Source organism: Gemmatimonadales bacterium, from assembly GCA_036265815.1.
In the GTDB taxonomy this organism is placed as follows: Bacteria; Gemmatimonadota; Gemmatimonadetes; order Gemmatimonadales; family GWC2-71-9; genus CAVVWJ01.
In genome coordinates, this window is the sequence record DATAOI010000035.1 from 25,681 (window position 1) to 35,798 (window position 10,118).

At 65.0% G+C, this 10,118-nt stretch carries 11 protein-coding genes; 10 read left to right on the top strand and 1 reads right to left on the bottom strand.

From position 1 onward, the window contains the following. Positions 1–119: 119 nt before the first annotated feature. The 7 genes from VHR41_07320 to VHR41_07350 all read left to right on the top strand — a co-directional run bounded on the left by VHR41_07320 (position 120) and on the right by VHR41_07350 (position 5,166). The gene (locus VHR41_07320) at positions 120–578 is read left to right on the top strand and encodes an Hsp20/alpha crystallin family protein (GenBank protein HEX3233991.1); all 459 of its coding nucleotides are present in this window, start codon (positions 120–122) and stop codon (positions 576–578) included. A 129-nt stretch (positions 579–707) separates the two neighbouring features. Continuing rightward, complete coding sequence (locus VHR41_07325) at positions 708–2,366, top strand: hypothetical protein (GenBank protein HEX3233992.1); 1,659 nt, start codon at positions 708–710, stop codon at positions 2,364–2,366. Next, positions 2,363–2,671: a hypothetical protein gene (locus tag VHR41_07330; protein ID HEX3233993.1), complete on the top strand. Its 309-nt coding sequence runs from the start codon at positions 2,363–2,365 to the stop codon at positions 2,669–2,671. Before VHR41_07325 ends, VHR41_07330 begins: the two co-directional genes overlap by 4 nt. Before the next feature lie 49 nt (positions 2,672–2,720). Next, on the top strand, positions 2,721–3,227 hold the full coding sequence (locus tag VHR41_07335) for a pyridoxamine 5'-phosphate oxidase family protein (protein HEX3233994.1): 507 nt from the start codon (positions 2,721–2,723) through the stop codon (positions 3,225–3,227). 101 nt (positions 3,228–3,328) lie between these two features. Further along, complete coding sequence (locus VHR41_07340; protein HEX3233995.1) at positions 3,329–3,730, top strand: CBS domain-containing protein; 402 nt, start codon at positions 3,329–3,331, stop codon at positions 3,728–3,730. Between the two features lie 285 nt (positions 3,731–4,015). Then, positions 4,016–4,651, top strand: a complete 636-nt coding sequence (locus VHR41_07345) for a YceI family protein (protein ID HEX3233996.1) — start codon at positions 4,016–4,018, stop codon at positions 4,649–4,651. Positions 4,652–4,686: 35 nt separating this feature from the next. After that, positions 4,687–5,166, top strand: a complete 480-nt coding sequence (locus VHR41_07350; protein ID HEX3233997.1) for a BON domain-containing protein — start codon at positions 4,687–4,689, stop codon at positions 5,164–5,166. A gap of 48 nt (positions 5,167–5,214) precedes the next feature. On the opposite strand, the gene VHR41_07355 is transcribed toward VHR41_07350, so the two are convergent. After that, positions 5,215–6,222, bottom strand: a complete 1,008-nt coding sequence (locus VHR41_07355) for a hypothetical protein (GenBank protein HEX3233998.1) — start codon at positions 6,220–6,222, stop codon at positions 5,215–5,217. A gap of 237 nt (positions 6,223–6,459) precedes the next feature. Here VHR41_07355 and VHR41_07360 point away from each other — a divergent pair, with 237 nt between their 5' ends. The 3 genes from VHR41_07360 to VHR41_07370 form a co-directional block, all read left to right on the top strand. Further along, the gene (locus VHR41_07360) at positions 6,460–7,200 is read left to right on the top strand and encodes a hypothetical protein (GenBank protein HEX3233999.1); all 741 of its coding nucleotides are present in this window, start codon (positions 6,460–6,462) and stop codon (positions 7,198–7,200) included. A gap of 225 nt (positions 7,201–7,425) precedes the next feature. Next, positions 7,426–9,144, top strand: a complete 1,719-nt coding sequence (locus VHR41_07365; GenBank protein HEX3234000.1) for a monovalent cation:proton antiporter-2 (CPA2) family protein — start codon at positions 7,426–7,428, stop codon at positions 9,142–9,144. A 514-nt stretch (positions 9,145–9,658) separates the two neighbouring features. Next, the coding region (locus VHR41_07370; GenBank protein HEX3234001.1) for a universal stress protein at positions 9,659–10,118 on the top strand (460 nt) is incomplete at its 3' end.

A 10,118-nucleotide genomic window follows, 5' to 3' on the forward strand; every position in this document is an offset into this window, starting at 1 on the left:
CCCGGTGAGCGTCGGATGAAGGTTTGTTTCGGATCGGGCCACAAACCTTCACAAGGCTTTCAAGGGGGGTTCATTGGCCAAGTGTTACCTTGCGACCGCAGTTCGAACCCGGAGGTGTTATGAGAGTCGCACTGCGGAACCCCATGGTGGGGAAGCTGGGTGAGGAGTTCGATCGCGTATTCGATCGGCTGCTTGCCCCCCGGTTCCTTGCGGAGCCGATGCTGCCGCCGTTCCCGTTCGAGACCACGGGCGCGGAGTGGATGCCGGTAATGGACGTGATCGAGTCCCCGACGGAGTATGTCGTGCGGCTCGAGGTCCCCGGGATCCACAAGGAGAACCTGGACGTTAACCTCACCGGTGAGCTGCTGACGATCACCGGCACGAGGGAGTTCGCTCCAGAGGTCGAGGGTGAGGGCTATCTGGTGAAGGAGCGCGCGATCGGAAAGTTCGTCCGGACGATCCGCGTGCCGACGCCGGTGGCCGAGAGAAAGGTGACGGCGGAGTATCGGGATGGCTTGCTGGTGCTGCATCTCCCCAAAGAGACGCCGGCCGCTGCCACCAAGATCCTGATCAAGTAACCCCGCACTCTCTCACCTCAGTGGCCCGGGTTCCCACCCGGGCTTTTTGTTCTCCGGCGCCGGGCTCCCTGAAGAGGTCTTCACGGTGCGTTCAGGTGGGTTTCACTGGCGCCCATCACATTGGACGCCATGCCCATCAACCCAGGCGAAGCCATGGGGGCCTGGTTCCTCGGGCCCCGCGCCGAGAATGCCGAACTACTCGAACGTCTCGTCGTGGAAGCCCTCCGCGACCATGTCTTCTGGCGCCGCAACTATCACCCTGAGGACGGCTTTGCCATCCGCGAGATGGACAAACGACGGGAAGGGTACGAAGAGAAGGTCGCCACCCTGACTCAGGAGCTCATGGGCCTGCTGGCGGAGCTCAAGCGTGATGTTCCCTTCTTCAGCGGCCGCTACAAGGGTCATATGCTCGGCGAGCAGACCATCGCCGCGCAGGTCGGTTACTTCGCCACTATGCTCTACATCCCGAACAACGTCGCCGTGGAGATCTCGCCGGTGACCACGCGGCTCGAGCTGGAGGTGGCCGGACAGCTCGCCCGTATGATCGGCTACGAGCCGGCGGGCAGCTGGGGCCATCTGACCAGTGGCGGTACGATCGCCAACTTCGAGGCGCTCTGGCTGGCCCGCAGCGTTCGCTACCTCGCGGTGGCAGCCGCGGGTGCCGCCAACGAGCTCGGACTCGAGCTACCGGTGCGCCTTCCCGATGGTGGGGAGGCGCCGAACGTCGAGCTTCCGCTCTGGGAGCTGCTCAACGTCACCAATCATGACTCACTCGACCTGTGGGAGCGTCTCTGGGCCTCGGGATCTCGGTCAGAGGTGCAGCGCGCGGTGGCGAACCACTCGCTGGCCGCGATCGGCTATCAGGAGTACAGCCGGCGGCTCGCACTGGACTACGGGGACCCGCTCCCGGCGGGGGTGGTGCTGGTGGCGGCGACGGCGCACTACTCCTGGGAGAAGATCGTCCGGGCGCTGGGCATCGGGTCCAACCAGCTCGTGCATCTTCCGCTCGACCGGTGGTGCCGTATGGATCCGGACGCGCTCTGGGAGCAGGTCAGCGCCCTGGCCCGGCGCCGCCAACCGATTCTGGCGCTGGTGAGCGTCTGCGGGACAACCCGAGGAGAGCGCGGTGGATCGGCTCGATCAGGTGCTGCAGGTGAGGACCCGTGCCGAGCGGGAGCTGGGTGCGACCTTCCATGTTCATTCCGACGCTGCTACGGCGGTTATGCCGCGGCGGTGACCCGCCGAGCCAACGGAACCAGACGTACAGCCGAGGAGATCAGGGCCTCGATGGGTACCGATTGGCCTTCCGACGAGTGGGTCACGGCCATGGTGGCACTGGGCCAGGCGGATTCGGTCTCGGTGGATCCGCACAAGATGGGGTACGTTCCCTACTCTGCCGGGGCTGTTCTGGTTCGGGATGGTCGAACCCGTCATCTGGTCGCAACCGACCCGCCGTACCTCTCCCCGGTGGAGGGCGCAGCACCAACCGCCGAGCGCTTCCTCGGCCGATACATCCTGGAGGGCTCGAAGCCCGGTGCAGTGGCGGCGGCGGTCTGGCTCAGTCACAGGGTGCTGCCGCTCGACGAGCGAGGATACGGTTACCTCATCGAGCGCACGGTGGCGGGCGCCAAGCATTTCCACTCGGCCCTGGCAGGCGCGGATCTCTCGCCGTACTGTGCAGTCCTGCTGCCGGTGCCGGACATCAACATCGTGTGCTACCTGGTCTGCCATGCTTCGCTCCGCTCCGCGACGTCAATAACTTCAACGAGCGGGTGTACGCGCGCATGAGCCTCGCCCGAAGCGGCGGCCAGCCGGAGTACATCATCAGCCGGACGCGGCTTCGCAGCCCCGCGTACGCCGGGGCCATGGGACCGATCCTGGAGCAACTGGCCATCGGATCGGTGGAGGAGTGGGCGGCGAGCGGCGAGGATGGCCTGGTCGTGCTGCGCTCGACCGTCATGGACCCGTTCTTGGTGGCTCCGCCGTCGGCGACCGATCACGTGAGCGGCTTCCTGGGTGCGTTCCGCCGGGCCTGTGACGATGCACGCGAGGCAGCCGCGTCGGCCACAAGCACCGCTGCTGAGTCGGTTTGACGAGCGCGGCAGCGACCATCCTTCGCAAGGGCGATTCACCGTGGCCGTGATGGTTCACGCGCGTGGCTACGACAGCGACCGGATCTACGCCTCCGTGGTCCGCATTCTCGACACGAACGCGCTGTGTGCCATGGCGACGCGCAGCGAGTCGGGCGCCCTGCACATCAGTACGGCCTTCTTTTGCTTCAGCCCTGACATCGTCCTCTACTTTCTCTCGCACCCCGATTCTCTCCATTGCCAGAATCTCGCCCGCACCGCGCAAATGGCAGTCGCGGTCTTCGATAGCAGCCAGGAGTGGGGCGATCCGCACAGTGGGCTCCAACTCCACGGCCGCGCGGGTCTCACCGATCCCGACGCGAGCCGTGAAGCCCGCGGACTCTACGGGGTGCGCTTTCCGCGCTACCGGGAGGTCATGCACCACGCCCTCGAGCTGCCCTTTCCGGACTCCGGCTTCCGAGATCTCAAGTTCTATCGATTCGTGCCGCAACGAGCGCAGATTCTGGACGAGTGGGAATTCGGGGAGGAGGTGTTCATAGGAGCCACGGTTCTCCGATGAGAGGTCTGCCAACGGGTATCGAAAGGAGACTTCACACGTGCTTCACCGCCGATTCAGCCGCCCCGCCGCATCTTGTTCTCGTACCCTACAGCGAGGACACCATGACAGTCGGCGAGCTCATGCAGCGCAACGTCAGGACAGTCCGGAGTGAGGCCACTGTCGCCGAGGCGATCGTGGCGCTGGCGGACGCGCATATCTCGGGCATGCCGGTGGTGGATGGAAGCGGGAGAGTGATCGGCGTCCTCTCGACCACCGACCTGCTGACGGCGGAGGCCGAGACAGACGATCCGGCGGCTCGCCAGTCGCTGTGGGAGAATACGGCGGTGCGGGAGCTCATGACACCTCGCCCGTTCACCGTCGGGCCAGGCGAAGACATTCGAGCCGCCGCGCGCCAGATGCTGTACGCCGACGTGCATCGTCTTTTCATTGCCGAGGGCGACCAAGTAGTCGGAGTCATTTCAACGACGGACATTGTCCGCGCAGTCGCCACCGGCAGGGTGTGATCTCCACGACGGGGATCAGGAGAGTCCTGGTTTGACCCCAGGAGGGAAATCGGTCGCCGCTAACGCGGCGACCGTTCTTGGTTCTCGTCGCGCTGGGCACGCCGCAGGGCGAATCAACGTGCTCGTGCAGGCTTTTCTTCGTTCTTCGCGTCGGGCCCTAAGCGTCTCTGCATGATGGCTTCACGTCGGTTTCATAGACGACGGCCTACCTTCTTCCTGTTGTCCTCGGCCGGCAGACAGCCAATCCAGCGGTGCGAGCTCCACGGTGACATTCAGGGGGTAACTATGACAATGCGCCTTGCAGGAATGGTCGCCAGGAGCCTGGCCGCCATGACTTTGATGGTGGCTCCGGCCGCGGCAGCTCAAGCGGTCGTCGACGTCTCTATCGGTGCTCCGGCGAAGGAGTCGAAGTGGGTCGTGGACATGGTGCACTCGCAGGTCGATTTCGGGGTCCGACATTTAGTCGGGCGGGTGCGCGGCACCTTTACCAAGTGGTACGCCGTACTCGCGGCGAAAGAGGGAGACTGGAAGCTCGGCACGGTAAACGTCGCGGTTCAGACCGCCAGCTTGAACACCGGCAATGCATACCGCGATGCCGACCTCCGCTCGGACCGGTTCTTCGCGGTCGACCGCTATCCGAGAATGACGTTCCAGGGGACCGGGTTCGCGGCGACCGACAGTACCGTCGAAGTGAGCGGAATCCTCACCATCAAAGGCCATTCGAAACCCGTGATACTTACGGGGCAATACCGGGGGATCGCGAAGGACAGTGACGGTCATGAGCGAATTGCGTTTGAGGCGGCCGGCGAGGTGGATCGGCGAGACTTCGGCATCGACTGGAATGAGACCGTTGGCGGCACGGAATTGATTGGAAACAACGTGGAGATCACGATCGGCATCGAAGCGGTGCGAGCCGACTGAAGCAGGGGGTGCCGGTATCGGAAGCGAGGTATGCAATGTCTCATTCTCTTGAGCTGACGGCGCGGGTGGTGGTGGAACTCGAGTGTGAGCCACGGGTAGACCCCGCCCTCATCAGGGTGACCGTTGATAACGGCCTGGTGACGCTGAGCGGAGTGGTCAGCTCCTACGCGCAGAAGGTGGTCGCGGAGCGCGCCGTCAAGCGCGTCCCAGAGGTTAAGGCTGTGGCAAGCAATCTGGAGGTCCGCCTTCCGTTCACCGCGTGCCCCAAGGACAGCGAGCTCGCACAGGCGGTCGCGTCAGGGTTGGAATGGGACGTCATGCTGCCGGACGCTTCTGTGCAGGTACGGGTTGCCGATGGGTGGGTCACCTTGGAGGGTCAGCTGGCCACCGAGCGCCAGCGCGCCGCGGCACAAGGGGCGGTGGCTCGGGTCACCGGGGTTCGTGGGGTGTCCGATCTTATCCGAGTCGAACCGATCAACTCGCCGACCGATCTTCCGGGACGCGTATCCCGGTAGCCCCGTCCAGGCATCCCCTGGCCTTGTGACCTGACAACGCGTCCGGCCTCAGCTCACGAGTACCGCTTCGAGCGGCCGGCGCGGCGAGCGACGCCATCCCCCAGATCGGGACGCGCCGACGCGGAAGAGCTGCTGCGGTATCCATGCACGCTTGGGAAACAACCTCGCTACATGGGCGCGAATCTCGGGAACCTGCATCGTCCGACTCATCGGCTGAATGTTCAGACCGAGCGCTGTGGCCGTGAGCCAGAGGCGCTCCAGGAGTTGGCCTGTGCGTAGGTGAGCGACGTGATTGTCCTCGCGCGAGCTGATGAGTCCAACTGATGCGGCGCTGTCTAGAAAGGCACGGTCCTGCCTCGCGATCGCCCGGCCAAGGTCCAGGCGTGAGAGGACTTGGCGACCGAGTCGCGAGATCGACCGCGAGGTTCCAAATACCCCGGCGCCCACCGAGGAAGCCAGCTCTCGGCGGAATTCCCGACTGGCGAAGGTCTGGAGGTCCGCCTCCGTCATGAGCACCTCAATGCACTGTCGAGTCGGCCAATCCTCAATGAGATCCAACCGAAGGTCGTTTTCAATGCAGCACTGTTTCAGGCGCCCCCACTGGTGGTCGTCGATCAGGGTCGGGCGGTACGAACGGCTGTCACTGCTCCGGCGGAGAATCGTGCGTAGCGGAATGGTCTTCCTAACAGCTGATCGGGTTCCTCCGGGCGCAAACGCGATGCTCGCGACCGGCTCCTCGTTGTCGTGCTGCGGGAAGACATTCACCTCGTGCTCGAGGCCGAAGTGTTCTGCGGCAACCAGGAGGTTCTCCAGTGCGCAGCCAAGACTCATGTAGAGTTCCCTCGCATGCGGATCGGCGACCGGCTGGATCCGGGTGAGATCGGCGAGGAGGTGGACGGTTCGATCTTCCAAGGCAAACTGCCATGGCTGACTATTCCGGGCTGAGGGGGCTAGAATCGCGTACTGCAAGAGAAACCGGAGCTGCTCGGTGATCGACAGCCACCGGGGGAAGTCCTGCTCGCGAATCTCCCATGCCTTTCTGGAGGACACCGTCATCGGACACCTCGCACCGGTGTGGGGCTGCGCGTGGGCGACCTTCTGCCTTCAGAGTACTCCCCGTGCGTTGAAGTCCCGCTGAATCCGGCGTGAGGCTCCCTTCCGAAACGCCGCCAGCGGCACCCCGTAGCCAAATCGGTTTGGAGACATGAAGGATCCTTCAATGATGGCTCAGCATCCCTTCACAGCTTCGCCGACATCATTGTGACGTAGACCCATCGCGATCCGGAGGTCACCATGGCAGCTGGACATGCCGGCACGGTCGAGCGAGCAGCGCCAGCTGTAGACGAGATGACCGCAGCGTCTGGTGGCGCTCTGCGTCCTGAGCCCACCGCGGTTACCGGAGAGAGCGATAGGCAGGAGCGCAAGTCGCGAAAGCGAGAGACGAAACTCCGCCGGGAATCTGAGCGGCCGCCGGACAGCTTCGAGCGATTCCGCATTTTGATGGAGATGGTCAGCGAAGGCCGCCAGGTGGTTGCTCTGGCGGACCACAAGGCACGCTACGCCCTGGTAGTCATGGGGGTGCTGAATGCCGGCATCTTCTTTCTGATGTCGCCCGCGCACCTCATTGTTTCGCTGCCGCAGTCCATCAAGCCGTGGCTTGTCGGTTCTTTGATCGCGTATGCGGCGCTGAGTTGCGTCTTCGTGCTGCACGCAATCGATTGCCTGAGGCCGCGTCAGCTGCACTATTCCCAGCTTCTCTCCAGCGCCACGGGGCCGTCGGCCCGCGGCGGCCAGGGTGGGCTCATGTACTGGGAGGCGACTGCCGGCTACGAACTCGAAGCGTACAGACACGCCTGGGACACGGTTCACATGGATCAGATCAACGGCGAGGTCGTGGTCATCGCACACCGGCTGGCGCTTCTGATTCGGGCGAAGTATGCGGCACTCGGCAAGCTCTACGCCGGGCTCGTCGTTCTCGTCGTGCTGGCCGGTGTTCTTCTCGCAGTGTATACCGTGTTCGCCCTCGCTGCGTAGGATCACTCTCCATCGCCGAATCACTCTCCCCGAGCATCACGCACCCCGACGGAGCGTCGAGAAGGCCGGTGACGTGGTGCTGGCGCCGGCGGCTGTGCCGCGACGACTCTGCGCCACATGCCCTTCCACTTATCCACCGAGGCCACGTGGAGACAACAAGAAACAGCTTGGCTGGATGATCTCCCCCCCTCGTATTGCGTTTCATCCGATCTGGATGACACCCTGATGTCCGAGGCTCGCTACCTGCTCGACGTCCTGATTCTCCTGATCGCGGCGGTCGCGATCGTGCCGGTATTCCGTCGCTTCCGCGCGAATGCGGTCCTTGGGTATCTGGTGGCGGGTGCACTGATCGGTCCGCACGGGCTCGACCTGCTTCGGGACATCAGTGGGACTGAAGTGCTGGGCGAGCTCGGCGTCGTTTTCCTCCTCTTCTCCCTGGGGCTCGAGCTGTCGATCGAGCGCATAACCGCCCTCTGGAATTATGTCTTCGGGCTCGGGACCGTCCAGCTCGTGGTTACCGGGCTGGTAATCTGGACGGCCCTCCGGGCGTTCGGGCTGCCGAGCGGTAGCGCACTGGTGCTCGGTGGAGGGTTCGCGCTCTCGTCCACCGCCGTCGTCCTTCAAATGCTGACTCAGCGCCGAGAAACCGGAAGCCCACACGGGCGGATCGCCGTCGCGGTGCTGCTGCTCCAGGACCTGGCGGTTCTTCCGCTGCTCACCTTGGTCCCGCTCCTCGGCCGGCCGGAATCGGGCATTCTGTCAGCGCTTGCCTCGGCCTTTCTCAAGGCCGTGGTGGCATTTCTGATCATCGTCGTGGCAGGCCGGCTCGCACTACGTCCGCTGCTCCGCACAGTCACCCGCAGCGGCGACCCGGAGCTATTTACCGGAATCGCTCTCCTGCTGGTGCTGGGCGTCGGCTGGCTCACGCAGCGCGCCGGGCTCTCCATGGCCCTCGGCGCATTTCTGGCCGGCCTCCTCATCGCCGAGACCGAATACCGTCCCCAGGTCGAGGGCGACATTCGGCCGTTTCGCGGGCTCCTGCTGGCGTTGTTCTTCATGACCGTCGGCATGAGGATCAATCTCAGTCTGCTGGGCGACCGCGGTCCGCTGTTGGTTGGCCTCCTGGTCACGCTCCTCCTGATGAAAGCGGGCATACTCACCCTCATATCACGAGGCTTCGGCTTGGCCTTGTCCGGCGCAGCCTCCGTCGGTGTGATGCTGGCGCAAGGAGGGGAGTTCGGCTTCGTGCTGTTTGCGCTCGCTCGGGAGCGCGGGGTACTCACTCCGGAAACCGAGCAGCTCGCGGTTCTCGTCGTGGGGCTCAGTATGGCGGTGACTCCGCTCCTAATTGTGGCGAGCAGGGCATTCACACGACTGCTTCCCGCTGGCGGGCACGGGACGGACGATGTCGTGGGGGGCGAGCTCCGTGATCACGTGCTCATTGCCGGGTTCGGCCGCGTGGGACAGACGTTGGCGTTGCTGCTCGAGTCGCGCTACGTGCCCTACGTCGCGCTCGATCTTGACCACGAGCGAGTCGCCGAGGCGCGGCGCAGGGGTCTCCCGGTGTTCTTTGGTGACGCCAGCCGCGTGGATGTACTTCGGGCGATCGGCGTGGAGCGCGCGCGGGTCGCGGTGATCACGCTCGACCAGCCTGACTCGGCCCGCGGGACCCTGCAGGTGCTACGCCGGCTGCTCCCGGAGCTTCCGATCCTGCTTCGCGCCCACGACATCGCCCAGTGCGAACAGTTGGCACTGGCGGGAGCCACCGACGTGGTGCCCGAAGTCGTGGAGGGGAGCCTGCAGCTCGGCGGGAGCCTGCTCCGGCAGCTCGGCGAATCGCGGGAGAAAGTCGAGCAGATGTTGGAGGAGTTCCGGCGGGCGACCTACTCTCGGCTGGGGGAGATCATCGTCGGTCGGTCGGGCACGCCTGGTGTGTTGCCATGAGATCTAGTCGCTCTAGCGCTCCGGAATCGCGGCGCCGTGGCGGGCGGTGCACATCGACGGGTTCTTGCGGCGCAGCGTTCCTGGATCGAAGCGGGGGTTGAATCATCTGCGACCCTCGTCCGAGAGGCAGGTCAGCCAGTCTCGCTCCGAGTGGTAGGACACGCGGCTCTCCAGACTCTGGCGCGTCGCCTGATCATGATTGAGCAGGAAGAACTACTGGGCGGCGCCGCCTCGAAGCCGGCCGGGCGAGAGCAGGCCGATGCTCAGTTGGCGGCTGGCGCAGAACTGCCCCTGGTCGTGGTATCGCTGTAGGAGCTTTCCCGGTTGTAGGCCGTAGCCGGTTGATGAGGAAGTCCCCAGGTGGTAGCCAGGCGTCGCATTGGCGGCATCCTGACATGCGGGAACAATAGGGCCAGTGCCGCAACCCCCGAAACCCCTGGGGAGTTTCGAGCCCGTTTCATCGTTTCTTCACCGCCGCCCGGCTAGCCTCCTTCTCAACGATGGGGGGAGATCCATGCTGATCCGACATATCGTGGCAGCGACGGACGAGTCCGATGCCGGACGGCAGGCGGTCCGGACGGCCCTCGAGCTGGCGGCCCGGACCGGGGCGCGGGTCACGGCCCTGCGGGTGCTGCCGTTCGAGGGCACGGGCTCGGGGCCCGCGCTGGAGCGCCTGCAGCAGTGGGTGGAGTCGGACCTGCCGCCGCTGGATCCGCTGCCGCCGATCAGCTATGCGGTGGCCTACGGGATGCCGGGCATCGAGATCGCTCGCTTCGCCGAGCAAGCACACGCCGACCTGCTGGTGCTCGGCCGGAAGCCGCGCTCCCAGAGGACCCGTCTGCTGCTGGGGGATACCGCCGACGCGGTCGGGCGGCGCAGCCGGCTGCCCTGCCTGTTCGTTCCCCCGCAGGGCGGCCGGCCAGAGCGGGTCATGGTGGCGGTCGACGGCTCGGAGCGGGGGATGGTGGTGCTCC

Bases quoted from the DNA above. Each gene is read 5' to 3' on its own strand.
- VHR41_07320 (HEX3233991.1), top strand. From the start codon at position 120: ATGAGAGTCGCACTGCGGAACCCCATGGTGGGGAAGCTGGGTGAGGAG.
- VHR41_07325 (HEX3233992.1), top strand. From the start codon at position 708: ATGCCCATCAACCCAGGCGAAGCCATGGGGGCCTGGTTCCTCGGGCCC.
- VHR41_07330 (HEX3233993.1), top strand. From the start codon at position 2,363: ATGAGCCTCGCCCGAAGCGGCGGCCAGCCGGAGTACATCATCAGCCGG.
- VHR41_07335 (HEX3233994.1), top strand. From the start codon at position 2,721: ATGGTTCACGCGCGTGGCTACGACAGCGACCGGATCTACGCCTCCGTG.
- VHR41_07340 (HEX3233995.1), top strand. From the start codon at position 3,329: ATGACAGTCGGCGAGCTCATGCAGCGCAACGTCAGGACAGTCCGGAGT.
- VHR41_07345 (HEX3233996.1), top strand. From the start codon at position 4,016: ATGACAATGCGCCTTGCAGGAATGGTCGCCAGGAGCCTGGCCGCCATG.
- VHR41_07350 (HEX3233997.1), top strand. From the start codon at position 4,687: ATGTCTCATTCTCTTGAGCTGACGGCGCGGGTGGTGGTGGAACTCGAG.
- VHR41_07355 (HEX3233998.1), bottom strand. From the start codon at position 6,222: ATGACGGTGTCCTCCAGAAAGGCATGGGAGATTCGCGAGCAGGACTTC.
- VHR41_07360 (HEX3233999.1), top strand. From the start codon at position 6,460: ATGGCAGCTGGACATGCCGGCACGGTCGAGCGAGCAGCGCCAGCTGTA.
- VHR41_07365 (HEX3234000.1), top strand. From the start codon at position 7,426: ATGTCCGAGGCTCGCTACCTGCTCGACGTCCTGATTCTCCTGATCGCG.